The sequence below is a fragment of the Holdemanella sp. DFI.5.55 genome, from assembly GCF_020593575.1.
In the GTDB taxonomy this organism is placed as follows: domain Bacteria; phylum Bacillota_I; class Bacilli_A; order Erysipelotrichales; family Erysipelotrichaceae; genus Holdemanella; species Holdemanella hominis.
In genome coordinates this window covers 1-23,595 of record NZ_JAJDMK010000033.1, presented here as the reverse complement: position 1 = coordinate 23,595, position 23,595 = coordinate 1, and the positions used below count along the sequence as shown (strand labels likewise).

Here is a 23,595-nt window from a genome sequence, read left to right as displayed (position 1 = left end):
GAATAAGTAACATCCTTATAGGCACGATCAAAACAGATCTTGAATGCCTTATGAAGCATACAATTATACAGTTCAAAATCCTTTTTAATGATCAATTCTGCTTCTGGTTCCAGATCTTTATAATAGATTCTTTGCAACATTGAAAAGACCTTCATAAGACAAGTCCTCCTGTTCTATCTGACTCTATTATACTATATTTAATGCAAGCTTAATAGATAGATTTGAGACTTTCTAAATTATTTTATTTTTATTATTATATCACCAATGTAAATATGTGATATTCCCCATATTCTCACATGTTCACATTAAATTCACATTGACACTGCATTTTTATTCTATTTGGAAGGGTTTCATTCTATACTTCAATTATGGACACAACTTATCATCCAAACATTCCAATTGAAACTTTATCACTATTAGATTGTGATGTTTTAATACCATTTCACATGTCGTATTTCTCTGTTCCGAAACCAAAATCTTAATATACAAGAAAAGATGAGCAATTATTTACTCATCTAGTTTTTCAATTATTTTTTTAATGTAATAGGTTCTTAGTAAGCCAAAGATCAAGATACAGATTCCTACAATGGAAATGGCTTTTTCTTGATACAACAAGCCAAAAACAAAGACGACAATGCCAAGTCCAGCCAGCTGTAATTGTTTAAAAACAACCTTTTGTTTATCATTCATTAGCGAACAGTTACACCATTAGGCATTTCTTTTGCGACAGTGACAAATGACAAGTCTTTGTCATCTGTAGCACACAAAATCATACCATATGATTCTACACCACGTAATTTTACTGGTTTTAAGTTTGTCACTACGACAACTTGTTTTCCAATCAATTCTTCTGGCTTGTAGTGTTTCGCAATACCACTAACGATTTGACGGACTTCACCACCCAAATCAACTTGTTCAACCAATAAACGATCTGCCTTTGGATGTGGTTCACACTTCAAAATCGTACCTACTTTGAATTGTAGTTTTGCAAAATCATCAATCGTAACTTCTTCTACTTTTTCTTCTTTTTTAGCTACTTCTTTTTCTTTATTAAACTCTTCCATAAATTTCTTTTCATCAATACGCGCAAACAATGGTTCACACTTTTCAACTACATGAATATCTGTTTCTAAGCTTCCAAAAGATTCAGAAGAATCTAAATCCGTTACTTTTGTATTTAAATATGCAAACATCTTTTCTGCAGTTTCAGGTAAGAATGAATGTAATAATACTGCTGAAATACGAATAGATTCTAATAAGTTATATAAAACAGTAGCTAAACGATCTTGTTTTGATTCATCTTTTGCAAGTACCCAAGGCATTGTTTCATCAATGTACTTGTTTGTACGACGAAGCAATGTGAATACTTCATCTAATGCATCACCAACACGAAGTTCTTCCATCTTAGCTTCTACTTTCTTCTTAGTTTCTAAAGCACAAGCTTTTAATTCTTCATCGACTGCTTCACATACATTTGGATTTTTGACTAAACCACCAAAATATTTATTTGACATCGCAATTGTACGAGATACTAAGTTTCCTAAAATGTTTGCCAAGTCCGAATTAATTCTTTCAATCATTAATTCCCAAGTAATCGTTCCATCTTGCGCAAATGGCATTTCGTGTAAACAGTAATAACGAACAGCATCTACACCAAAGTGAGCCACTAAATCTTCGGCATAAATCACATTACCTTTTGATTTAGACATTTTGTCACTTCCCGTAAGCAACCATGGATGCCCGAATACTTTCTTAGGTAAAGGTAAATCCAAAGCCATTAAAATAATTGGCCAATAAATTGTGTGGAAACGTAAAATATCTTTACCAATAATGTGTGTTGCAGGCCAGTATTTGTTGAACTTTTCATCACTAACACCATTGGCATGATAGCCAAGTGTAGTGATATAGTTGCTTAATGCATCAATCCAAACGTATACAACGTGTTTTGGATCAAAGTCAACAGGAACTCCCCATGTAAATGATGTACGAGATACACAAAGATCTTGTAATCCCGGACGCAAGAAGTTATTCAGCATTTCATTCTTACGAGATTCTGGTTGAATGAAATCAGGATGATCTTCAATGTATTTAATTAAGCGAGCCGCATACTTTTGCATATTAAAGAAGTAGGCTTCTTCTTTTGCCTTCTTAACTGGACGACCACAATCTGGGCAACATCCATCTACCAATTGAGATTCTGTCCAGAATGATTCACAAGGCGTACAATACCATCCTTCATATGTTCCTTTATAGATATCTCCTTGATCATATAAACGTTTAAAAATGCTTTGTACTTCTTTTACGTGATAATCATCTGTAGTACGCACAAAATAATCATAGCTTGCATTCATTAAATCCCAGTTTGATTTAATTTGAGCAGCCACACCATCCACGAATTCTTGTGGACTTACACCTGCAGCTTTTGCCTTTTCTTCAATTTTTACACCATGCTCATCTGTACCTGTCTGAAAGAATACATCATATCCTTGTGCTCTTTTAAAACGAGCAATCGCATCCGACAAGATAATTTCATATGTATTCCCAATGTGAGGTCTACCTGATGTATACGCAATTGCCGTTGTTAAATAAAATGGTTCTTTCTTTTGTGTCATCTTTATTTCCTCCTATCATACAAATAAAAAAAGCCTTCATCCAAGGACGAAAGCTTCGTGGTACCACCTTAGTTTGTGTTTTCACACCTCAAGCTGTTAACGCCAGCATACGTCTTTACCTACCTATCGATAAAGAAGCTCCAAGACCATCTTCTCTATATATTGTACGCAGATTCACACCAAACCATCTGCTCTCTTTAGTACGCCATATAAATACTCTTCTTTTCTAAGCTTATTGACTTGTTTATTATACGCTATACAACGTATTTTGAGCAAATTTATTTCGCAGCTTTTGTCAAAATTTTTACCAATGGTAAAGCTTTTTCAGGACAATTTGAAACACCCATATGATATTTTGGCTTTGTAGGACCATGATAATCACTACCACAAGATACGAATAATTTGCGTTTCTGAACAATTTTCAACGCAGCCGCAACCGTTTGTTCATGAATATCATTAGAGAAGCATTCCACTCCATCCATACCTAAATCCACAATTTCTTCTAAAACATCATCTGAAATATAATCTAAATGCCAGCTTGATAAAATTGCAATACCTCCAGCACTATGAATCGCATCAATTACTGCTTTCGCATCCGGATAGTTAGCCTTTACATAACAAGGTCCATTCTTACCAAATACATCGGTTTCAAAACGAGACATCGCAACACTCTCACTTTCACAACTATCAATATACTTCTTCACAAAAGGCAATAAACGCGTTCTTTCGTTATGGAACACCATCTTTGTGATTTCTGCTGGTGTAATAGTTTGGAAACGAGAATTTGAAATTAACGAATCTACATCAATACGAATGTCTGAGTAATTTTCGAATTTTTCAACACGCTCCATGGATAAATCTTTTTCACGCTTCAAAGAATTTTGTTCTAACACTTCAAACGCTTCATTCGTCCAGTCAATATAATAACCTAGAATACGTACTCGCATTCTTTTATATTGTGCATCCACTTCCACGCCTGGAATATATTGAATGTTGTACAAACTTGAAAAACGAACCGCTGCCGCATTTGCCCTTGCACAGTTGTGGTCTGTGATTGAGATAACTTCCAAGCGATTTTCTTTGGCTTGTTTGAATAATTCTTCTACATCATAATAACCATCATCACTGTAGTTTGAACGAATATGTAAATCGATTGGAGTCACAACCAACTCTTCTTTTACTAAAGCTGGTTCTACCTTTGTTTCAAAACGAATTTCCTGATCTGGTTCATTTACAGGAACCAAACCAAAAATCAAATCAAATAGAGTTTGTTGGTTTGGAGTGATTAGGACAACAATACCATTGATGACCCACCATAAAATGACTCCCGGCACTTGATAGAAGAACCCTAAAATCATCAAAGGAAGACCAAATCCCAATGCTTGTCGCAAAATCAAATTGATTGGCATCGCCTCTTTTTTATTTCTACGAACCAATTTCAAATCCATGATGGCATATCCAAATGATTGCCCATTTGTTCGTGCTGTAAAAAACGCAAGTAATAATACACTAGATACAAATAACAAGGCAAACATTAAGTAGAATAATAAATCAAAGAAGTGTGGTGGAATCAATCCACACATAATTAATAAAAACTCAAGAACCCATATATAAACAGGCAATAAGCAAATGTTGACATCCATCAAAAACGCAAAGAAATGATTTTGGTAATCTCTTAGATTCCGTTTTAATGGAGTGGCATATTTATATCCACCTGCACGATACAATTTCGATTTTTTTTGAAAGTATGCTAGAGTTAGATCTTTAAAATTGTATTTCTGTTGTTTCATAAAATTATAAGCCTTTCTTTCGTTATTATAACAATTTTTAAGCATGAAAAAAAGGGCCATAGCCCTTAATCTTGTTTTCTTAAACGTTTTAGTGCAAATGTTAATGCCGCTAAAGACATCATACATAACCATGAATAAATCGTCATATTTGTGTTTGTTGATGTATTTACAGGCGTATATTTTCCTGCATTCATACTAAATTTTTGTGCTTCCTGCAGCAAACGCTGATACTTTTTACCAACTTTATTCACCAATTCTGCATTCACTGCATTTTTATCAGTTGCAGATAATTTTACCCAGCTAGGCATCGCAGAAAGAATCTTTTGATAATTCAAGTTGTTGGCACTTGTAAAGATATTTCCACTTGTACTCGTTAAATATGTCTTAATGAAATTATCAGCTGCCGTACTTGTAATCTCTTGTTTGACTACCGTTTCCACTTTTGCGGCGTCCACCTTCTTTGTTTCTACAGTTGGAGCCACAACTTGCGGCTGTTCTTGTACAACTGGTGTTTGCACCAATAATTCATTACTTGTTTCTACTTTTCGTGCAACCTTTTCTTCTAAAGTAACCACCTTGTATACAAAGTTTGTATTATCGTCTAAATATGCATTTAGATGTGCTAGCGTTTCATCCACTTTTGCCTGTGTTGATTCATCATTTGAAAGTACAAGACTACAATCATCCAATTCTTTCTTGAAGTTATTATAAGACTCTTCTTCAAGCATATCCTTATTGGATTCTAAGACTTCACTAGCTTCCTGCACTTTTTCATTCAATTTAGAGAAATCCGCTTTTTTAACTAAGGAAGCAGCTGCCGCATTTAAAGCAGACTGTGCCTTTTCAATGTCTTCAACAGTACTTGCTCCATTTTCTAACACCTTTTTAGCTTCATTCAAACTTGTTTCATATGCCGTATAGCTTCTATTAGTATAGCTATCCTTTGCATATGTACTTGATTGATCTACGATAGCTTTTAATCCAGAAACATTGATCAATGCTTTTTTTGCATTATCCAGTTTCACTAACTCTTGTGTAAGTTGTTCTAAAGTTGAACTTGTTGATTGAACCAAAAGGCTTGATTCATCCATCACCGTTTTTAAAGCGGCATAGCTATCTGCAGTAAAGATTGTAGAATCTAAACTTTGTGCATCTTTTAAAGATGTATCTAAAGCTGTTTTAGCGTTTAAAACCAATGTATTTGCCTCAGCTACAACAATTTCATATGCGCTTAATTTACATCCTTCAGCTTTTTTCATACCTGCATTTGCGTATGCTGTTTCATAAGCTGTTTTGATTTGATCCTGATTTTCTTTAGTCAAGACTTCGAACAATTGATCTCCTGTTAATACGAAAGAATAATTCTTTTCATCCACCTTAGTGATCAATGTATATTTTTCTACATCTTTATTTGTACTATCTTTAACAATTTCTTTTGTACTCAAATATTGTTTGATAAAATCATCTGCAGTAATTGTCTGTTGGGCTTTTTCTTCTAATTTTACTGGCTGTACTTGTTTGGCAAGCACATCCATATTTGGATTTGAAGCCACACAAACTGCTACAGCACTTGCGACACAATAAACCTTTGCTTTATTCACGACAAACCCTCCATTCCATTTCACTATTTTACTCCCAAAATATCAATTGGTCTAGTCCCAATATTCAACAACAAACTTTCGAGCCCATGCATCCGTTGCTTCTAATTGATCAATTGTAGGATTTTCAATATATTTTGCCTGCTTACAAGCTTGTTCAATACTTTCTTCAATTTGTAAAAATGAAATCTTTTTATCCAAAAACAGCTGTACTGCCTGTTCATCCGCTCCATTAAATACGGCACCTAGATTTCCTTCTTTTTTACCAATTTCATAGGCTAGTTTCAACATTGGATAACGAACATAATCCATTTCTTTAAAGTTCAAATTCATTGTTTTTGTCATATCCAAAGGATGATCTTCCTTTAACCCCGGACGATCTGGATAACATAACGCATATTGAATTGGTAAACGCATATCCGCAGATCCAAGTTGTGCAATAATTGCGTTGTCATTGTATTCAACCATAGAATGCACGATACTTTGACGATGTAACACTGTATCGATTTTTTCATATGGCAAATCAAATAAATAGTGTGCTTCAATCACTTCAAAACCTTTATTGACCATTGTTGCACTATCCACTGTTATTCGTTTTCCCATATTCCAGTTTGGATGTTTTAAAGTCTGTTCTACTGTTACATCGCTTAACTCATCCCTTGTCTTATCTCTAAAACTACCGCCACTTGCCGTAATAATTAAACGTTTCACATCTTCACTACGATTTCCCTGCAAGGATTGGAAGATGGCAGAATGTTCTGAATCGATTGGATATAGTTTGGTGTTTGTTTCCTGCAATGCCTGACGCACCAAAACACCGCCCGCAACCAAGCTTTCTTTATTAGCCAATGCCACATCAATTCCTTTTTTTAAAGATGTTAATGTAGGCTTTAATCCTCTAAATCCAACAACGGCATTCACCAACAAATCATATTCACAGTTTTCAATACATTGAACCATGGCTTCATTGCCACTATAAACAGTAACACCACTTAATTTTTTGGCCTTTGAAACATCTGAAATACCAGCTACCTGAATGGTTGGATGTTTATCAATAATTTTCTGCATTACATCCACTTGATGTCCAGCCGCAATACCAACTAGACAAAATTGGTCTGGATGTTGTTCAATCACATCCACTGTTTGTAAACCGATAGAGCCTGTAGCTCCTAATAATAGTATTCTTTTCATAATTCATCACCTGTACTTATCATTTTAACACAATACAGATAAAAGATGTGGTTAAATAGTAATTGGAGGTAAATTATGAAAGGCAATGATTTAACACATACTATTTCGGAAGATATGCCCGTCTTTCCGGGTAGTGAAACACCAAAATTAACCACAAAAAGCACCTACGAAAAGGATGGTTTTAAAGAAACACTCCTTCAAATGTATTCTCATGTAGGAACACACATGGATCCACCTGCCCATATTTTTACGAACCAAAAAGACTTTAGATCAATTTTCCCCAGAACAATTCATCGACAAAGCTCTTGTCGTTGATTGTAGAGATTTAAAAGAAGGACAAGCCATCACAATCGATAAAATCGATATAGATAAAGCCAAGTTGGCTGATTTTCTTCTCTTTAATCTTGGTTGGGATAAACGTTGGAATTTAGATACCTATTTTAATGATTACCCGTGCATAGATAACACAGTATTAGAATTCATTCTAAATAGTAATTTCAAAGGCATTGGCTTTGACGTAATGGGATTAGAAGACCCCCTGTGTGATGAAAATCTGACACGACACAAAGCGTTATTTAAAGATACAGATATTGTGAATATAGAAAATCTCACGCATTTAGAACAATGTGGTGATGAATTATTTTGGTTTAGTTGTTTCCAACTTAAAATTGAAAACTGTGATGGCATTCCTATTCGAGCGATTGCTTAGTATGAATAAAGACCGGATCACCGGTCTTTCAATTTTTTCTTTTCATTATATAATTGTTTATCAGCTTCAATAAACCAATCATTCCATTTATGTATATCTTTGTGGTATGGTGCACATCCAATACTCACATCTAAGTCAAAGGGAAAAGATAGTTTTTTTATATACGCATGAATTCTTTGGCACAAACCTTCTACATCATTTCCTTTATACACAATCACAAATTCATCCCCACCATAGCGAGCAATAAAATCACTTTTTTCAATACAAGATTCTTTTAAATAGTTCGCAATGGCCTTTAATGCTAAATCCCCTTGCACATGTCCATGCTCATCGTTGATTTTCTTAAATCTATTCACATCCAGCACTAACAAGTACATATTTAAATCTTGACTTCTTCCACACTCAAATAAATGCTGTTCCCTACAATTACAGTTATTCAATTGTGTTAATGGATCCATAGAAATCATTTGTTCTTCCAAACTAATATATACAATAAGGATTCAAAGACTAGTTCCTACACAAAAAACTGGAATGTCACGAAAAAAATCTTGCATTATGCCAATCAACAATAGTGACACCATATAAATGCCTAAAATTTGATTCGATTTCTTTTGTTGATAATTCTTTGCCTTACGGCTATACACACAAGCTTGATAGGCTCCAACCATAAAATAGAGATCGTTTATAAATACATGCAAAATATAGAGTGGTCCTTCTCGAAACTTTCCATATGAATCGATTTGAAATAAACATCCATCCAATGTTTTCACAAGTAAAAGGACAACGCTTGCGAACACAGGAATCATTGCGAATATCGTTTGCGATTTCTTTAAACAATGAACTTCAAACATTATTTGGATGTAATTAAACCAAGAAAGTATGCATAGCGAAAAGAACAGGAAGCTCATTTCATTTAGAAACAGGTCCTGACCATTTGTCGTCATTCGTACTAAATCAGTTTGAAAATATAATACATGTACAAAGACAACTGCAAAAAACTAACTATTTGACTGTTTTTCATCATGGAATGATAGGTTTTAAAACCTAGAATCAACATGATAGCTACACATATATAGTAGATTTACGCAAAACGAATTTAGTTTATAAAACCATTTTATCATGAAAAACAGATCATATCCCCTTTATCGGTAAATATGATCTGTTTTTTTAATTAGTCTTCAAATGACAATGGTTTTAAATCCCAAATTTCTTTAGCATATTCGCTAATTGTACGATCACTAGAGAAATATCCTGATTTAGCAATGTTTACTAACATCGTCTTAGCCCAGCGACTCTTGTCCATGTAACGAGCTTGTACTTTTTCTTGAGCATATACATATGCATCAAAGTCAGCTAATACGAAGAATTCATCGTTACGCATCATTAAGTCGTTGTTGATCAACTTAAATTCGTTTGGATCATTTGACCATGTACAATTCTTAAGTGAATCAATTACCATACGAATATTGTAGCTTGAATTGTATAGGTTCCATGCGTTGTATGAGTTTTCATGACGAAGTTCATTGATGTCTTCTACATGTAAACCAAAGATTTCTGCATTTTCGTATCCAACACGCTCAACGATTTCTACGTTAGCTCCATCAAGTGTACCTAGAGTGATTGCACCATTCATCATGTACTTCATGTTTCCTGTACCACTTGCTTCTTTACCAGCAGTAGAAATCTGTTCAGAAACATCTGCCGCATTCAATAAGATTTCAGCAATGGATACAGAGTAGTTAGGAATGAAGACAACCTTCATGTATTTAGAAATTTCTGGGTCATTATTAACAACATTGGCAACCATGTTAATCAATTTAATAATTTCCTTCGCTAAATCATAACTTGCTGCTGCTTTTGCAGAATAGAAGAATGTACGAGGGTAAATTCTAAATGAAGGATCCTGTTTCATTCTTAAGTATAAATACATAACGTGGAAGATATTTAATAATTGACGTTTGTATGCGTGAAGACGTTTAGCTTGGCAGTCAAAGATTGAATTAACATCAATATCAATACCTAATTTTTCTTTTACATAAGCAGCCAAAATCTTTTTACGCTCTAGTTTCACATCCATGAATTTAGATTGTAAAGCCTCATCTTCAACGTGTGCCATTAAATCTTCTAATTTTTCTGGATTTGTCTTGAACTCATCTCCGATCGTTTCTTCTAACAACTGAGTCAATTGAGGGTTTGAGAACAATAACCATCTACGGTGAGTAATACCATTTGTCTTATTTTTGAATTTATCTGGATAAATTGTCACAAAATCTTTGAATACATCGTTTACTAAGATTTCAGAGTGAAGTTTCGCAACACCATTTACACTGTGAGAACCAACAACAGCCAAGTTAGCCATGTGAACTTGTCCTTCTTTTAAGATTGAAACATTGTTGAAGATTCCACATAATCCTCTGTGATCTACGTCATATTTGAAACGACGGTTGATTTCTTCAATGATCATATATAGACGTGGCAACAATGAACGAACCATGTCTTGAGGCCATTTTTCAAGTGCTTCTGCCATAACTGTGTGATTTGTATACGCAACAGTCTTTGTCACGATATTCCAAGCATCATCCCAGTCATAGAAGTAATCATCTAGTAATACACGCATTAATTCAGGAATAACTAATACAGGGTGTGTATCATTTAACTGAATCGCAACTTTATCACCTAGATTATCTAAGCTTGGGTATACACGTAAGTGTGAACGAATAATTTGATCAATTCCAGCACATACAAAGAAATATTCTTGTGTTAAACGCAAACGTTTTCCTTCGATTGTCGAATCATCAGGATATACATTTGCTGTAATAGCTGTTACTTGATTCAAATATTCATTTAATCCACCTGAGTTTACAGAATCTTCATCAACTTCTGCATCCCATAAGCGAAGTGTATTTGTGGTTGTTGTATGATATCCAACGATTGGTTCGTCATAAGGTACAGCACGTACGACAAATTCCGGATGATGTTGAGCATGGAATTTTCCATATCCATCCATGTATCCATCTACGTAACCACCAAATTTAACTTTTACAGCATGTTGAGGTTTCCATACTTCCCAAACATTACCATTCTTTAACCAGCAGTCTGGCAATTCAACCTGTTGGTTGTTTTCAATTTTTTGTTTGAACAAACCATAACGGTAACGAATACAGTTACCATGTCCTGGCAAATCAAGAGAAGCTAATGAATCCATGAAACATGCGGCAAGTCTTCCTAAACCACCATTACCCAATCCTGCATCACTTTCAATGTTTTCTATGTCATTGATGTCCATACCTAAATCTTTTAAACCATCTTTAACAACATCATAGATGTTTAGGTTCATTAGGTTGCTAGTCATTAAACGACCCATCAAGAATTCCATAGAAAAATAATAAAGCTGCTTTGATTCTGTTTTCTTGATCGCATTTTTAGTTTCTCTCCAATGCTCTCCAGCAAAATCACGAATCATTTTGCCCAGGATAATATATCTCTCTTCAGGATATGTTTCTTCAAAATCACGTCCATAGGCATCAGAAACAGCTTCTTTAAAGCTTTCCTTAAAACTATCTTTAGACTCAAATAGATGTGGCATAATCTAAATCTCCTTCCAACGCCTTTACATTATACCTTTATTTCAAGCCATTTTTCAACTTTACCCCACTTTAAAAACATCGAAATCCCAAAAATAGCCAACAGTTTTATGGGTTTTGATGTATTCATCACCCAAAAGGCGACGAATTGAAGCGATATGAACCGTTAAAGTGTTATCCAATATTTCGTGATGATACGCCTGTTCCAAGTAAAAAACCAACGCCGATCTAGATACAGTTTTGTGAGGAACGTCCATCAGTGTTGAAATAATTGTAAAACTTGCCTTAGGAATAAAGATTTTTTCTTTACCCTTTTGGATAATATTAGAATCCATATCAATCAATAGATTCCCCGTTCTATATAACCCCTTTTTCTTTCGAACATTTTCAATGGACATTGAAATCAAACCGTTGCTGTAATTTCTCACTTCATCATTCACTTTTAAATTTTGGCATAACATAGCTGGTGTTTTGTAGTAAACCTGCCCGTTCTCTTCAATGCGATCCACAGGATATCCATTATCGACTAACTCTTCGAGCAGTTCTAAATCGACCTCTGTAATCAACTTACAAAACTTCATATGTATACTTATCTCCTTTAGCTAACCATTTCACATTTGGCTCATACCAATAGTATCCCATATCTATGTGAATTTAACATTAAATGCTAACTCTTTGTTAATTTATGCAAATTTTCAATTAATTTGTGCAAATATATAGTACCTTTTAATGATTTTTTACTCAAATTTCTCTATTTTACCGAAACATTTAATGCTTGAATCAATGATCATTCCACCCTTTTCATAGATGCCATACACAGGAATTTGTTTCTCTGATTTTACCTTTTCAATACTTTGCAGCTGCACTTTACTACTTCTAAAATGAGGTTCAATCGCAAAACCAGATAAACAACCTAAACCTGTCTGATACAAAAATCCTGGATAATCCTCATCCGGACTTATGTGATAAGAGTCAAGCTGAATCATGGCTCCTGCACTATATCCAATCATAATTCCCTTATAATTTTTAATTAACTTCTTTAATTTCTTTTCTTTAATTCGCTTCATCATTAAATCAGGAGCTCCACCTGTCAACATCAAAATGGAACTATTTAAAATCTTTTCCTTCATTTCATCCATCGAATCTTTAAAGTAATTGACCCATACTATTTGTTCCTTACCGATTCCATACTTGTAGAATACATCTTGATTAGAGCGATACCATATCCCTTGTCCAGGCGCATACTGTTTATTCCAATCAGACTCATTTTTAGTATCATTAAAAAAGCTAAATGGAAGGATACAAACACGGTCATTTTTAGATATATATGATTTTAAATTCATATATATCCACTTTTCATCGATCATACTCGTATTCAATAAGACATGAATAGGATGAATACAATTTTCAAGTTCTTTTACTCCAACAAAAGAATAGGGTTTCCTATTTTCAAACTCTTCAAAACACTTCATATCACTCGTTGCCTCATGCATGGTGAATACTTTATTATTCTCATCAATATATAATTTCATTTTTTGGCTCCTTTCAAGAAAAAAGATGGACGCTTATTGTCCATCATCTTCGTTTTGCGCATTTGCGATATTTTGTTGAATCTGTTCACTTGCTGCTTTTAATTGATTTGAAAGCTCAGGATCTTTAGCCGTTGTCATATTATCTGTAACAGGACCATCACTAGCTCCGGTCTTCGACAATTTTAAATATGTCCAGCCATCTGCCGTATGTGTATCATCAATCAAATAATTATAAGAATCAATTTCTAGATCATACATCTTTGAACTATCTTTATTTGTAAAATATGTATCAATTGGCAATTGTTCATTCACAATATTATATGCACTATCAAGTGCTGCACTCGCCACATCATCCGTTGCACTATCTACTAGATCAATATGTACACGTAGTGTTGCACTTAATAAATTCACACTTACCTTTTCTACATTATCAATGTTTCCTAGAGCACTCTCAAGAGATGAGATATTGTCTTTTGTAATGGCAGGATCTAAATCCGTTTTTGAAAAACGACTACCTTCCACAGGTCGATTTTGTCCACCTAAACTTGTCAACAAAACATATCCTACAATCACAACAGGAATCATAATTATAATAACAGTAAACCATACAAGCTTGTGTCCTTGACCTGTAGGTTTATTGGATGTATGTCTTCTACGCTTCATCTTGGCCATTAAAAAACCTCCTAATAACGTATTTATTATAACACAGTACCTGAAAACATTAAAAGTCTGAATGAATCAGACTTCTATCTTTTCTTTAATTCTTCTTGAATCAACTCATTTGTACGCTTAGGATTTGCCTGACCACGACTCGCCTTCATGACCTGGCCTACTAAGAATCCAACAGCACGATCTTTACCATTTTTGAAGTCTTCAATCGATTGAGGGTTGGCATCTAAAACACTGTTAACGATAGCTAAAATAGCACCATCATCACTTACTTGTTTCATACCCTTTTCTTCGATAACCTTCTTAGGATCTTTTCCTTGCATAACCTCTTCAAATACAACTTTACCTTGTTTTCCACTGATTTCTCCAGCCTCGATCACATTGATCAAGCTAGCTAAGTTTTCACTTGAACAAGGTACTTTCGCAAAACTTAAGTTATTTTTGTTTAAGTAAGCTGAAACATCTCCAATGATCCAGTTACATGCTTTTTTCGCAAATTTTGTTGATTTTAATACTTCTTCAAAGAAATCAGCCATTTCACGATCAGAAACCAATACACCTGCATCATATTCACTCAATTCATAATCCTTCATGAAACGAGCTAAACGAGCATCAGGAAGCTCTTCTAGATTATCCTGAATCGATTTAACCCAGTCAAGATCTAATTGAATTGGGAAAATATTTGGCTCTGGAAAATATTTATAGTCAACATTTCCTTCTTTTTTACGCATTAGAATTGTAGTTTTTTGTGCTTCATCATAACGACGAGTCGCCTGTTCTACTTTTTCACCAGCATCCAATAATGCAGATTGACGTTCTATTTCTGCTTGAACCGCTTTTTGAACATTCGCAATGGAGTTCAAGTTTTTGATTTCTGTCTTTGTTCCCAAAGTATCTTTATCTTTACTCAAAGAAATATTTACATCACAACGCATACTTCCTTCTTCCATCTTAACATCACTGACATTTAGATATAAAAGATTTTTACGAAGTGTTTCCACATAAGCTGCTGCTTCTTTAGCACTATGCATATCTGGTTTTGATACGATTTCAATCAATGGTGTTCCAGCACGGTTAAAGTCAATATATGTACCTGTATCTTTATGGAACTGTTTTGCGGTATCCTCTTCCATATGAATACGTTCGATGCGAATTTGTTTCTTTTCTCCATCTACATCAATTTCTACATATCCATTTGTTCCAATAGGATGGAACTGTTGCGTAATCTGGAATCCTTTTGGTAAATCTGAATAGTAATAGTTTTTACGATCAAAACGAACCAATGTTTCAAGATCACAATGCATAGCTGTACATGCCTTGATAGCTAAGGCTACAGCCTCTTTATTTACACATGGTAAGCATCCAGGATGTCCTAAATCCACAACACTTGTACATGTATTTGCGATTTCTCCAAAGCGCACAGGAGCACCAGAGAACATTTTTGTATTTGTCTTTAATTCACAGTGAATTTCAATACCAATCGTCACAAAATAATTCATTACTATCCCTCCAAACATTGTCCTTTTAAACCTGTGCATTCTTCAATCGCACTGGATACATCAAACATTTTTTGTTCTTCAAAAGGCTTGCAAGTTAAATTCACAGCCACAGGCATAGAATCTACTTTTCCTAGTGGAAGTGTAATACTTGGATAACCAGAGAAATTTTGCAACTGCATGTGTTCTTCGGCAAAACTAGATACGCCAAAGCGAACATTTGTACTTTCATTAATCAATGGTGCAATCGTTGGTGCTGCAACACTTAATACAGCATCACATTCTTCAAACATCTTCGCGTAAGCTTGAACGATCAAGCGACGAATCTTTTGGGCTTTTCTAAATAAACGATCTTGATTTTCTTCAAACAAAGAATATGAACCAATCACGAAACGGGCCCGAACATAGCTTGAGAAACCTTTTGTACGAGTATTTGTCATGACTTCTTCTAAATCTTGACCTTCTTCACGCATTCCAAAACGAATACCATCCAGATTTGAATGGTTAGCTGTTGCTTCTGCATTCGCAATTGTCTTATAGACAGGAGCAATCAATTCCATATATTCTTTTGGCATTTCCACTTCAACAATCTTAGCTCCTTTTTCCTCTAATTTAGAAACTAAAGCGTTAAATTGAGTCTTTAATTCTTCATTTTCCACTTCATCGATTACAGTTTTAAATACACCAATTGTTTTGTTTGTTAGATCACCATTCAATAATTTTGAATATTCTTTAACCTCTTCATAACTTGAAGTCATATCATGATCATCACGACCGGCAAGTACTTCTAGAGCTAATGCAGCATCTTTTACGTTTGTTGTAAAATATCCAACATGATCTAATGAACTTGCATAAGGAATGATGCCATAGCGTGAAATACGTCCATATGTTGGTTTAACACCAACAACACCACAATATGCAGCAGGTTTTCGAACGCTATCCCCTGTATCTGTACCAATAGCCAAAGGTACACATCCTGCAGCAACTAAAGCAGCACATCCACCGCTTGACCCACCTGGAATGCGGTCTAGATCATAAGGATTGTGTACAGCACCTGTGTAGGCATTCTTGTTGGTTCCACCCATACCAAGTTCATCCATACTTGCCTTACATACAAAGTCAGCTCCTGCCTCTCTTAATTTTTTTACGATTGTCGCATCATAAACAGGAACATAGTTATCTAAAATACGACTACTTGCAGTTGTACGAATACCACAAGTAGAGATGTTATCTTTCAATGCGACTGGAACACCTGAAAGTTTTCCTTCCTTTGTGTTATCAGCTTCATCCACCATAGTTACTACAGCATTTAATTTTGGTTGAACCGCATTAATTTTTTCAATAGCCACGTTTTTATTTACACAATTTGAAATTTCCATCTTACTTCACCACCTTTGGAACATGAACATGTCCCATACGCGCATCTTTTACATTCTTCAACGCTTCTTCTTGCGTTAATACATCACTTACAACGTCTTCTCTTAAGAATGTTGTAGGTGCTTCAAAAGGATAGACCATAGGTTCTACGCCTTCTGTGTCCACTTTTTCAAAAAGGGATACTTGTTCTTCGACGGCAACGAAATCTTTTTTCAATTCTTCGATTTCTTCATCACTCAAATCAAACTTCAAATCGTTTGCCAATTTGTGAAAATATTCTGTACTGAACTTTTCCATATTCTCCTCCTATATCTTACTGATCACATTACATTCACTTGAACCAGATGCTCTCTCTATCAATGCATACACTGTATCATCATTTAGAATGGTAATCAAATAGTCACTTTTTTTTGAACTAAATGTATCCATCTGATCTTTTACATCCTCAATCACGGCCAAGATTTCTCCGGCCGTCTTTCCGTGTGCTGTAATTGTCAAATTTAATTTCTTTAATTTTTTAGATTCAAACTTAGCCTCACCCGTAATATACGTGTTATCTGGAAGAACTCTTGAAATCTCTTCTTTGAATGATGTAAACTCCGTTGCTGCTGATGAATCCAATTCTGTAAAGCGTGAACTTGGAACCAGTGTCCATTCTTGACTTAAAGAAGTAAAACTTCCTTGTCCACCCTTATAATATCCTTCATAGATATAGCCACCTTTACCAGCGGTATTTGAATCATCCAAGCGATAAGCCGCTATAAAGATTGGAATATTCTTATTGATTTCATTAAAACGCTCATGCATATAGGAAGCTAATTTAGAAAAAGTAACCTCCAAATAGTTTTGCATCTTTTCATCCGTAATTTCTACACTTGACCCATCGGATGCGTTTAATTCTCCATTTACAACAAGGCCTAATGAAATTCCTTTTAGATTATCGTTTGTGTACCAATCTAATTCATACAAATCAACTAAAATTGTCGCATTTGTCACAATTCCATTTCCCGTATCAAATTCTTCGTCAGCGCTTGGGTTTAGACCATTTGGATTTCCATCACGAACTGTTCCTAATAATCCTCTAGAACCGTCTGTCGCATCCAATTCATCATAATCTAAGAATTGATGTGTCTTATAGCCAACTGTAGTTGGTGAAAAATACTTTTTCGATAGATCCATCAATCCACTTTCCATTTCTACACGCAAATCCGTATCTTGAATCAAACCAACATGTTTACTTCTAGTATCACTGGATTCATAAGGTAAAATAGCTTGATACGAATCTTCATCCAATGCGTTTGCCTGATTTTTATTTCCGGTAGAACAAGCGCATAAACTCAATGCCAATAAACCAATCAATAATTTACTCTTTCGCATTTTCTACCTCCTGCACAAACTCTTCTTCACTCATTGTCATAACGCCTAGACTTTGTGCTTTTGTAAGTTTTGATCCAGCTGCCGTACCATAAATAACATAATCTGTCTTTTTAGATACAGAACCCGACACATTGGCACCTAAGGATTCTAAAATGGCCTTTGCCTCATTACGCGTATAATGTTCTAGAGTTCCTGTTAATACACATGTTTTATTTGTGAAACGACTTTGTACAACTTTTTTCTTTTCTTGTGTAAAATTACATCCAGCTTGTTTTAACACTTCAATTAAATGAACATTCTTTTCCTCCTTAAAGAAAGCTACAACACTTTGGGCTGTAATTAACCCAATATCATGAATCGTAACTAAATCATCCATACTTGCATGCATTAAAGTAGCGATGTCACCAAATTGTTCAGCTAAAATCATTGCGGCTTTTTTACCAACCTGACGAATTCCAAGTCCATATAAGATGACACCCAATGGTTGTTTTTTACTATTTTCAATCGATTCAAGAAGCTTATCCACCGACTTAGTTTGATAGCCTGGTTTTTCGATCAATTCATCATAGTAACGATCTAAAAAATAAATATCTTCAATCGAATTTAAATAACCCCATTCGTGTAATTGCTCAATTTTCTTATCACCCAAAGTATCAATATTCATCGCATCTCTTGAAGCAAAATGAATCATACTTTCGACAACACGAGCAGGACAATCTTGGTTGATACAATAGTGTGCCGCTTCATCAGGTAGTCGTACTAAATGGGAACCACAGATTGGACATGTTGTCGGGAAATGATATGGCACTTGTGTTCCATCTCTTCTTTTTGGAACACTTGTTACCACTTCCGGAATAATTTCTCCAGCCTTTCGAACAACAACAATATCACCAATACGAAGATCTTTATTGGCAATCATATCTTCATTATGTAACTGAGCCGCACTCACCGTGGTTCCGGCAACACGAACTGGTTCTAACACAGCGTTAGGCGTAATTTTTCCGGTACGTCCTACTGTAATCACTATATCTTTTAATCGTGTTAAAACTTCTTGGGCTGGAAATTTATAGGCAGTCGCATAACGCGGTACTTTCGCGGTGCTTCCAAGTCTTCTTTGAGCGGCTAAATTATTTAATTTAATGACCATACCATCGATTTCATAAGGTAGATTCTCACGTTTTTCTTGAATTTCCTGGATAAATCGCCAAATTTCATCGACGGTCGTGCAAACTTTACGCAATGGATTTGTTCTAAAATGCATCTTAGACATGGCTTCCAAAGCTTCTTCTTGTGTTTGTACCGCAAAGTCAGACGCATTCTGGAAGTAATACCAATAGGCATCTAATTTACGACTTGCACACACACTGGAATCCAATTGGCGAATGCTTCCTGCAGCTGCATTTCTTGGATTCGCAAAAGGGGCTAACCCTTTTTCTTCTTGTCTTTTATTTAATAGTTCAAAGCTTGCCTTAGGCATATACACTTCACCACGAACCTCAACATGTCGCGTTTCAGGAATGTGCATAGGAATGGAAAGGATGGTTTTAACATTGTTTGAAACATCTTCTCCAACTATTCCATCACCCCTGGTCACAGCTCGAGTAAAGTTACCATCATCATATAATAATGCCATCGCAAGTCCGTCGTATTTGCATTCTACGACAAATTCTGGATTCGAAACACTTTCTGAGATTCTTTGAACAAATTCTTCAATTTCTTCTTTATTAAAGACATTTCCCAAAGAAAGCATCTGCGTATCATGTGTCACTTTTTCAAAGCCATCAAGTACAGAGCCAATGATTCTTTGACTAGGACTATTCGCATCATACATTTCTGGATGCTTTTCTTCTAGTACCATTAATTCCTGCATTAAACGATCGTATTCTTGATCGGTCACGCTTGGATTATCATATACATAATATTCGATAGAATACTTTTCTAATTCTTTACGTAATTCTAAAACTCTTGCCTTTTCATCCATCATACTCACCTAGGCTTTCTTTAAAGAAGGATGTGCTGCATTTAATTTTTTCACACCAATTGTGTGACCAAAGGCAATGGTTGCGACATCTCCACGAATTTCAAGTACAACACCCTGACCATAAATCGCATGTTCAACGGCATCCCCTTTACGTAAACGTGCTTTCTTTTTATTCGCACCCAGCTTAGATGGTCTTCCTGTTAAGGATTGAGACGCAACAACCTTTGGTTGTTTTGGTGCTTCTTCTTTTTCTTCTTGTTCAATATATTCCATTGGGATTTCAGCTCTAAAACGACTTGGTGTTTTAAACGCATCCTGCATATAACTAAAGCCTGTATTCCATGAAATATATAGTGTTTTTTTAGCACGTGTCATCGCAACATATAGAAGTCTTCTTTCTTCTTCTAATGCCTTCATACCACCTTCATCACATGCTCTAGAGCTTGGGAATACACCATCGTTAAAGTTAACTAAGAATACTGTGTCAAATTCTAGCCCTTTTGCGGCATGCACCGTCATTAAGCTTACTGTATTTTCACTTGTTTCCTGTGTTTTATCCGTAAACAAGGCAATATCTTGTAAATAAGATTCTAAAGTCATTTCTGGATCTTCAATCATACTTTGGGCAATGTCTTCTTTTAATTCCTTTAAGTTATCAATACGGTCCTGACCACTTTCTCGATCTTCTTTCAACATCGAAATATAGCCTGTTGTATCTAATACATAATCCAAGAAATCTTCTAACGCATAATGCTCCCTATTTTCACGTAGATCTTCAATTAAATCTACAAACATTTCACATTTCTTCGTAACCGCCGTACTTAATCCAATTGGATCTTTCATGACATCATATAGATTCATGTGTCTTTGAGCGGCTTGTTTTTGAAGATTTTCAATTGTACGTGCACCAATCCCACGGCGTGGTACATTGATCACACGTAGTACAGCTAAATCTAATGCCATTTGGTCTGGATCTTCTTCGTTACAGTTTGTACATAATCTTAAATAGCATAGGGCATCTTTGATTTCTTGTCTTTCATAGAAACGAACACCCCCATAGATTACGTATGGAATGCCGACCGATTTAAAGATACGTTCAAAAGCACGTGAAGAATAGTTCGAACGATAAAGAATCGCCATATCTTTGTATTCTAAACCTTTTTTGTGTTTTTCATTTATTTGACGAGCAACAAAGATTGGTTCTTCACTATCTTCTTTGCCTTCAAACATTGTGATTTTTTCATCACCAGGAAGTTTTGTGTATAAATCTTTATCAATACGTTCCTTATTGTATTTAATAACTGCATTGGAAGCATCTAGAATTGGCTGTGTTGAACGATAGTTCTCATTCAAAATTACAGTTTTACATGGTTCAAAGTCTTTATTAAACTTTAAAATAATGTCAACACTGGCTCCACGCCAAGTATAAATAGTTTGGTCTGGATCTCCTACAACACATAAGTGTGTATTTTTACCTGTTAATAGCTTGATGATTCCATACTGGATAGGGTCAACGTCCTGGAACTCGTCTACGTGGATATAATCTAAACGGTTTTGCCACTTCTCACGAACAGAAGATACGCTATTTAATAAGCGGTGTCCCTCTAGCAACAAATCATCGAAGTCCATAGCCTTCATTTCATTACGACGTTTTTCATAACCGGCATAAATTTTAGCTAAAGTAATACTGACATCATCCATTGCCATATTACCTGCCATTTGTGGATCAATATAGTTTGTCTTATAAGCACTAATAGCACCGAGTGCACGGTTATAAGAAATGGCTGTTTTATCCACTTCTAATGTTTTATAAATTGGTTTTAAAATGGCCTTTTGATCTTCTGGATCCATAATTGCGAATGTTTTTGGATACCCAATCAAATCCGCATCTTCTCTAAGCATTCTTACACACAAAGAGTGAATGGTTGAAATACGGACTACGCTTGCCATACTGCCTAGTTGTGCTGTTAGTCGCGTTTTCATTTCATTTGCCGCTTTATTCGTAAATGTGATAGCCAAGATACGATTTGGTAAAATACCACAATCTTGGACCAAATAAACAATACGTGCCATTAAGACACGCGTTTTCCCACTACCAGCCCCCGCAATAATACGAACATGTTCGTTAATTGTCGTTGCTGCCGTTCTTTGATTTTCATTTAATGTATCTAATATTGAGTTACTCATAATTTTTAATCACCGTATCAATTTTACCATAAACCCAAAAAAAGTGCTCAGAAATATGAGCACTCAAAACCTCAGAAAACGAATACCTTCGTATTTACTTTATTTATTGGTAAAACTCTTCACAATAGCTTTGACAATTTCTAGCTTCTTATGTTTTGGCGTTAAAACAGCAGGCATGAATCTATAATTCATCAACATCGTATCAACAAATGAATAGCCATGTACTTTTGTTGTCTTTTCTAACACTTTATCTAGTCTTGTTGCGTTTTCGTAAAACCAGATTCCTTAATACATTGTTCTAAGAAAGCTAAATCCTTTTCCTTGGCACATACATCGTGGAAATATAAGAATTTTTCTTTATAACGAAGCATAGCTTCTAATACATAGATACCATCTTCTTGCCATGAATCCATCCAAATTGTCTTCTTATCATATTGAATCGGATCTTGTTCCATAATATGATCTAAGTTTGTGACAATACCCGGTTGTTTACTGGCCTGAATCAACCAATCCCATTGTGCTTCATCTGTATATGGTGACATTAAACATAGCGCTTGATTTACTGGATCATAGCTTCTTTCTGCGGCACCACTGGCAACAACTCTTGCATCTTCAAATAAGTGATACACTTCTTTAATGCGATATTGAATGGCTTCCTGCTCCATATTTTTGGCATCAGACAATTTATTATCTCTACCCAATTGTTCACACAAATCTGCATATACATCTAAAGGCAAATCAATTGTATGATCTTTTTCATAAGCAGCCTCGATATATTCACAAATATCATTGGCATGCTTAATAGTATTTTCATTCATTAAAGTGTATTTACCAACACCTTCTTTGGCAAGTAAAGTCAATGCACAATTCTTATAGAATTTGGCATCTCTTTGCCAATCGTTCCAAACATAGAAAGAATCCATTAAGTCGCGAGTATTCATATGTTTAAATTCTTTTAAATCCAAATCTCCCTGACTTGTTAGGATACGATCTTCCTTTTGAAGCGGCAAGAAGTAAGTTTCTTCATACATATAATTCTGTTGACGCATCACTTCATTTTCTAAAAGAACACCACGAATATAATCCATTTCATCCTCATACATAGAACTTAATCGATCAAAATCTTCATCCTTATCAAATTCCATATCATCCATTAGTTCATATTCTCCAGGAACTTCTTCCTGAATATCTTTAAATATATCTACCACAAATGCATGAAATCCTGGGCCTGCATGACGGGTATTGGCACGTAAAACCATATCACCATCTTCTTCTGTCACAACAATCTTTCCTTGTGGACAAACCAAGATATCAACATGATCATAACGATCTTCAATTTGCACTTCTTCTCGTCTTGCGATAAGGCCTAAAACTTCATACAATTCATTCATTTCTTTTTCATTTCGATCTTTACAAATCATTTGAACAAACATGTTAAAACCTCCTCATATAATATGTAGCGTAATCAGTTCAACACATTGTTGTTAAATAG

General features: G+C 35.1%; 21 protein-coding genes and 1 other annotated feature. Of the genes, 2 read left to right on the top strand and 19 right to left on the bottom strand.

Going from position 1 to position 23,595, the window contains the following annotated elements:
• Nucleotides 1-507: 507 nt before the first annotated feature.
• From LJE08_RS07885 to dxr, 5 genes are all read right to left on the bottom strand, one after another.
• On the bottom strand, nucleotides 508-690 hold the full coding sequence (locus LJE08_RS07885) for a hypothetical protein (protein WP_186999691.1): 183 nt from the start codon (nucleotides 688-690) through the stop codon (nucleotides 508-510).
• Nucleotides 690-2,612, bottom strand: a complete 1,923-nt coding sequence (metG, locus tag LJE08_RS07880) for a methionine--tRNA ligase (protein WP_227402867.1) — start codon at nucleotides 2,610-2,612, stop codon at nucleotides 690-692. Before metG ends, LJE08_RS07885 begins: the two co-directional genes overlap by 1 nt.
• Before the next feature lie 39 nt (nucleotides 2,613-2,651).
• Nucleotides 2,652-2,850: a binding site (T-box leader), on the bottom strand.
• A 40-nt stretch (nucleotides 2,851-2,890) separates the two neighbouring features.
• Nucleotides 2,891-4,402: a PHP domain-containing protein gene (locus LJE08_RS07875; protein ID WP_199593065.1), complete on the bottom strand. Its 1,512-nt coding sequence runs from the start codon at nucleotides 4,400-4,402 to the stop codon at nucleotides 2,891-2,893.
• Between the two features lie 65 nt (nucleotides 4,403-4,467).
• A complete protein-coding gene (locus tag LJE08_RS07870; protein WP_227402866.1) occupies nucleotides 4,468-6,003 on the bottom strand; it encodes a hypothetical protein in 1,536 nt (511 codons plus the stop codon).
• Between the two features lie 51 nt (nucleotides 6,004-6,054).
• Nucleotides 6,055-7,191 carry a 1-deoxy-D-xylulose-5-phosphate reductoisomerase gene (gene dxr, locus LJE08_RS07865; protein ID WP_227402865.1) on the bottom strand — a complete coding sequence of 379 codons (1,137 nt, stop codon included), beginning with the start codon at nucleotides 7,189-7,191 and terminating at the stop codon, nucleotides 6,055-6,057.
• 75 nt (nucleotides 7,192-7,266) lie between these two features.
• Between dxr and LJE08_RS15075 the strand changes: the two genes are divergently transcribed.
• On the top strand, nucleotides 7,267-7,506 hold the full coding sequence (locus tag LJE08_RS15075; RefSeq protein WP_255650325.1) for a cyclase family protein: 240 nt from the start codon (nucleotides 7,267-7,269) through the stop codon (nucleotides 7,504-7,506).
• Nucleotides 7,421-7,900, top strand: coding sequence for a cyclase family protein (locus LJE08_RS07860; RefSeq protein WP_342367246.1), 480 nt, complete (start codon nucleotides 7,421-7,423; stop codon nucleotides 7,898-7,900). The genes LJE08_RS15075 and LJE08_RS07860 overlap by 86 nt, the downstream gene beginning before the upstream one ends.
• A gap of 17 nt (nucleotides 7,901-7,917) precedes the next feature.
• Here LJE08_RS07860 and LJE08_RS07855 read toward each other — a convergent pair whose 3' ends face one another.
• The 14 genes from LJE08_RS07855 to LJE08_RS07790 all read right to left on the bottom strand — a co-directional run bounded on the left by LJE08_RS07855 (nucleotide 7,918) and on the right by LJE08_RS07790 (nucleotide 23,536).
• Nucleotides 7,918-8,379 carry a GGDEF domain-containing protein gene (locus tag LJE08_RS07855; RefSeq protein ID WP_227402864.1) on the bottom strand — a complete coding sequence of 154 codons (462 nt, stop codon included), beginning with the start codon at nucleotides 8,377-8,379 and terminating at the stop codon, nucleotides 7,918-7,920.
• A gap of 21 nt (nucleotides 8,380-8,400) precedes the next feature.
• Entirely contained in the window at nucleotides 8,401-8,751 is a 351-nt protein-coding gene (locus tag LJE08_RS07850) for a hypothetical protein (RefSeq protein ID WP_217256190.1), read from the bottom strand.
• A gap of 320 nt (nucleotides 8,752-9,071) precedes the next feature.
• Nucleotides 9,072-11,486, bottom strand: a complete 2,415-nt coding sequence (locus tag LJE08_RS07845) for a glycogen/starch/alpha-glucan phosphorylase (RefSeq protein ID WP_227402863.1) — start codon at nucleotides 11,484-11,486, stop codon at nucleotides 9,072-9,074.
• A 60-nt stretch (nucleotides 11,487-11,546) separates the two neighbouring features.
• Nucleotides 11,547-12,065: a winged helix-turn-helix domain-containing protein gene (locus tag LJE08_RS07840; protein ID WP_117570896.1), complete on the bottom strand. Its 519-nt coding sequence runs from the start codon at nucleotides 12,063-12,065 to the stop codon at nucleotides 11,547-11,549.
• A gap of 156 nt (nucleotides 12,066-12,221) precedes the next feature.
• Nucleotides 12,222-13,016, bottom strand: coding sequence for a Type 1 glutamine amidotransferase-like domain-containing protein (locus LJE08_RS07835; RefSeq protein ID WP_186999500.1), 795 nt, complete (start codon nucleotides 13,014-13,016; stop codon nucleotides 12,222-12,224).
• A 33-nt stretch (nucleotides 13,017-13,049) separates the two neighbouring features.
• On the bottom strand, nucleotides 13,050-13,688 hold the full coding sequence (locus tag LJE08_RS07830; RefSeq protein ID WP_186999499.1) for a hypothetical protein: 639 nt from the start codon (nucleotides 13,686-13,688) through the stop codon (nucleotides 13,050-13,052).
• A gap of 74 nt (nucleotides 13,689-13,762) precedes the next feature.
• A complete protein-coding gene (gene gatB / locus LJE08_RS07825; RefSeq protein ID WP_118114526.1) occupies nucleotides 13,763-15,184 on the bottom strand; it encodes an Asp-tRNA(Asn)/Glu-tRNA(Gln) amidotransferase subunit GatB in 1,422 nt (473 codons plus the stop codon).
• Nucleotides 15,185-15,186: 2 nt separating this feature from the next.
• Nucleotides 15,187-16,560 (bottom strand): amidase family protein, encoded by a 1,374-nt coding sequence (locus tag LJE08_RS07820; protein WP_227402862.1) that lies wholly within the window; start codon nucleotides 16,558-16,560, stop codon nucleotides 15,187-15,189.
• A 1-nt stretch (nucleotide 16,561) separates the two neighbouring features.
• Nucleotides 16,562-16,855, bottom strand: a complete 294-nt coding sequence (gene gatC, locus LJE08_RS07815; protein ID WP_117923679.1) for an Asp-tRNA(Asn)/Glu-tRNA(Gln) amidotransferase subunit GatC — start codon at nucleotides 16,853-16,855, stop codon at nucleotides 16,562-16,564.
• A 9-nt stretch (nucleotides 16,856-16,864) separates the two neighbouring features.
• The gene (locus tag LJE08_RS07810) at nucleotides 16,865-17,935 is read right to left on the bottom strand and encodes a CamS family sex pheromone protein (RefSeq protein ID WP_217256188.1); all 1,071 of its coding nucleotides are present in this window, start codon (nucleotides 17,933-17,935) and stop codon (nucleotides 16,865-16,867) included.
• Nucleotides 17,922-19,916 carry an NAD-dependent DNA ligase LigA gene (ligA, locus tag LJE08_RS07805; protein ID WP_227402868.1) on the bottom strand — a complete coding sequence of 665 codons (1,995 nt, stop codon included), beginning with the start codon at nucleotides 19,914-19,916 and terminating at the stop codon, nucleotides 17,922-17,924. Before ligA ends, LJE08_RS07810 begins: the two co-directional genes overlap by 14 nt.
• A 9-nt stretch (nucleotides 19,917-19,925) precedes the next feature.
• Nucleotides 19,926-22,103 (bottom strand): ATP-dependent helicase, encoded by a 2,178-nt coding sequence (locus tag LJE08_RS07800; RefSeq protein ID WP_227402861.1) that lies wholly within the window; start codon nucleotides 22,101-22,103, stop codon nucleotides 19,926-19,928.
• 99 nt (nucleotides 22,104-22,202) lie between these two features.
• Complete coding sequence (locus LJE08_RS07795; protein ID WP_217256187.1) at nucleotides 22,203-22,349, bottom strand: hypothetical protein; 147 nt, start codon at nucleotides 22,347-22,349, stop codon at nucleotides 22,203-22,205.
• Between the two features lie 5 nt (nucleotides 22,350-22,354).
• Nucleotides 22,355-23,536 carry a hypothetical protein gene (locus LJE08_RS07790; protein ID WP_227402860.1) on the bottom strand — a complete coding sequence of 394 codons (1,182 nt, stop codon included), beginning with the start codon at nucleotides 23,534-23,536 and terminating at the stop codon, nucleotides 22,355-22,357.
• Nucleotides 23,537-23,595: the final 59 nt, after the last annotated feature.

Excerpts from the sequence above, each read along its gene's own strand:
- gatC (WP_117923679.1), bottom strand. The coding sequence starts at position 16,855 with ATGGAAAAGTTCAGTACAGAATATTTTCACAAATTGGCAAACGATTTG.
- LJE08_RS07840 (WP_117570896.1), bottom strand. The coding sequence starts at position 12,065 with ATGAAGTTTTGTAAGTTGATTACAGAGGTCGATTTAGAACTGCTCGAA.
- LJE08_RS07820 (WP_227402862.1), bottom strand. The coding sequence starts at position 16,560 with ATGGAAATTTCAAATTGTGTAAATAAAAACGTGGCTATTGAAAAAATT.
- LJE08_RS07875 (WP_199593065.1), bottom strand. The coding sequence starts at position 4,402 with ATGAAACAACAGAAATACAATTTTAAAGATCTAACTCTAGCATACTTT.
- LJE08_RS07850 (WP_217256190.1), bottom strand. The coding sequence starts at position 8,751 with ATGTTTGAAGTTCATTGTTTAAAGAAATCGCAAACGATATTCGCAATG.
- metG (WP_227402867.1), bottom strand. The coding sequence starts at position 2,612 with ATGACACAAAAGAAAGAACCATTTTATTTAACAACGGCAATTGCGTAT.
- ligA (WP_227402868.1), bottom strand. The coding sequence starts at position 19,916 with ATGGATGAAAAGGCAAGAGTTTTAGAATTACGTAAAGAATTAGAAAAG.
- gatB (WP_118114526.1), bottom strand. The coding sequence starts at position 15,184 with ATGAATTATTTTGTGACGATTGGTATTGAAATTCACTGTGAATTAAAG.
- LJE08_RS07830 (WP_186999499.1), bottom strand. The coding sequence starts at position 13,688 with ATGGCCAAGATGAAGCGTAGAAGACATACATCCAATAAACCTACAGGT.
- LJE08_RS07835 (WP_186999500.1), bottom strand. The coding sequence starts at position 13,016 with ATGAAATTATATATTGATGAGAATAATAAAGTATTCACCATGCATGAG.
- LJE08_RS07810 (WP_217256188.1), bottom strand. The coding sequence starts at position 17,935 with ATGCGAAAGAGTAAATTATTGATTGGTTTATTGGCATTGAGTTTATGC.
- LJE08_RS07800 (WP_227402861.1), bottom strand. The coding sequence starts at position 22,103 with ATGAGTAACTCAATATTAGATACATTAAATGAAAATCAAAGAACGGCA.
- dxr (WP_227402865.1), bottom strand. The coding sequence starts at position 7,191 with ATGAAAAGAATACTATTATTAGGAGCTACAGGCTCTATCGGTTTACAA.
- LJE08_RS07845 (WP_227402863.1), bottom strand. The coding sequence starts at position 11,486 with ATGCCACATCTATTTGAGTCTAAAGATAGTTTTAAGGAAAGCTTTAAA.
- LJE08_RS15075 (WP_255650325.1), top strand. The coding sequence starts at position 7,267 with ATGAAAGGCAATGATTTAACACATACTATTTCGGAAGATATGCCCGTC.
- LJE08_RS07885 (WP_186999691.1), bottom strand. The coding sequence starts at position 690 with ATGAATGATAAACAAAAGGTTGTTTTTAAACAATTACAGCTGGCTGGA.
- LJE08_RS07790 (WP_227402860.1), bottom strand. The coding sequence starts at position 23,536 with ATGTTTGTTCAAATGATTTGTAAAGATCGAAATGAAAAAGAAATGAAT.